The organism is Sphingobium sp. ba1, assembly GCF_000743655.1.
Classification (GTDB): Bacteria; Pseudomonadota; Alphaproteobacteria; order Sphingomonadales; family Sphingomonadaceae; genus Sphingobium.
Genome location: NZ_JPPQ01000069.1, coordinates 2,934,360 through 2,936,024, shown reverse-complemented (window position 1 = coordinate 2,936,024; position 1,665 = coordinate 2,934,360). Strand labels below are relative to the sequence as shown.

1 protein-coding gene and 1 pseudogene are annotated in these 1,665 nt (G+C 65.5%); both read right to left on the bottom strand.

The annotated features are described in order from the left end of the window. Window positions 1–202 (bottom strand): annotated as a pseudogene (locus IL54_RS17480) (prephenate/arogenate dehydrogenase family protein); the annotation flags it as partial. 4 nt (window positions 203–206) lie between these two features. Continuing rightward, window positions 207–1,304 carry a histidinol-phosphate transaminase gene (gene hisC, locus IL54_RS17475; RefSeq protein ID WP_037477323.1) on the bottom strand — a complete coding sequence of 366 codons (1,098 nt, stop codon included), beginning with the start codon at window positions 1,302–1,304 and terminating at the stop codon, window positions 207–209. Window positions 1,305–1,665: the final 361 nt, after the last annotated feature.

Below are 1,665 nucleotides of genomic sequence, written 5' to 3'. Positions count from 1 at the left end.
CCAGATCGGCGTCGGTCACCGACGCACCCGCCGTGTCCGTGACATCGTCGCACAGGTCGATGCGCCGTGCGGTCTCGCGCACCTGCGGATCGGCGTCATGGCCCGTCACCCGCACGGTAGGCATGTTCGCCCGGATCGCGCGGGCGAGCGAGGAGCCGATCAGCCCCAGGCCGATGATGGTGACGCGAGCGAAAGGCAGCATCCTATCAGGCCGCTTCCGCCATGGCGCGCAGCTTTGCGGCGACGGCGCGGGTCTGCGCCTTCGTGCCGATGGTGATGCGCAGGCCGTTGGGCAGCCCCTGGCCGGGCAGCCAGCGGGTCGCATAGCCCTCGTCCCACAACCCCTTCATCGCCGCTTCGGCGGTCAGCTTGCCGTCGAACAGGATCAGCAGGAAATTGGTCTTGCTCGGCACCACGCGCAGGCCGTGGTTGGACAAGGCGCCGATTTCGCCCGCCAGCCATTCGCGCCAACGCGCATTATGCGTCCGGCTCGATTCGACCCAGGCGCTGTCGTTGATCGCGGCGATGGCGGCGGCCTGTCCCGCCGTCGTCACATTGAACGGCGCGCGGATGCGGTGGAGAATTTCGATGATCGCCGGGCAGGCATAGCCCCAGCCGATGCGCTCGGCGGCCAGACCATAGATTTTCGAGAAGGTGCGCGTGACCAATATGTTGGTGGCATTCTTCGCCAGGTCCAGGCCGCCATCATCCTCGCCCGCATCGAGATATTCGGCATAGGCCTGGTCCAGCACCAGCAATATGTCGGGGCGCAGACCCGCATGCAGCCGGGCAATCTCCTCGCGGCCGGTCATCGTGCCGGTGGGGTTATTGGGGTTGGCGAGGAACACGACCTTGGTCTTGTCGGTCACCGCAGCCAGCAGCGCGTCCACGTCGGTCGCATAGTCCTTGTCGGGCGCGATCACCGGCGTCGCGCCGACCCGGCGGGCCGCGATGTCATAGACCGCAAAACCATAGCGCACATAGAGGATTTCATCGCCCGGCCCGGCATAGGCGGAGGCGGCAATATGCAGCAGTTCGTCCGACCCCGTGCCATAGATGATCTGCGCCGGGTCCAACCCATGCACCGCGCCGATCGCCTCGCGCAACCGGGTCGCGGCGGGATCGGGATAGCTGGCAAGATCGGCGGTCGCCGCAACCAGCGCGGCCCGCGCGGCGGCGCCAGTGCCCAGCGGATTTTCATTGGCCGACAGCTTGATCAGCGGGCGGCCATCGTCGGCGGCGGATTTACCGGGGATATAGGGCGAAATGCCCAGGATCCAGTCCTTGGGAGCGGGATATGTCATGCCCGCGCTTTAACGCCTTCCGCGCCAAAGGCAAAGCGGCAGACCGCTTGGGGGTTTTGGGGTGTTCAGGGTCACAGGGTGAAATTCACACCGTTGCAGGGTGCATTTTTGGGGTGGATTGGTCCGAATTGTACCGGGGAAGCCATGGCAACGTCCCGGCGACGCGACAGCGACGCGACAGTGATGCGCCATGCATGCGACATCGACGCGACGGGGGTCGGTAGAGGGCGGTGTGGAAAGGGCAGAGGACTGGCGCATCGCAGAGGATAGACCAGAGAAAATCCTACATTGAAAGGGGGGACAAGGCGGCGGCGACTGGCCTTAGGGGTGTGGTGTCGAGGCGGGCAGTCTGCCTTTTTCG

Bases quoted from the DNA above. Each gene is read 5' to 3' on its own strand.
- hisC (WP_037477323.1), bottom strand. From the start codon at position 1,304: ATGACATATCCCGCTCCCAAGGACTGGATCCTGGGCATTTCGCCCTAT.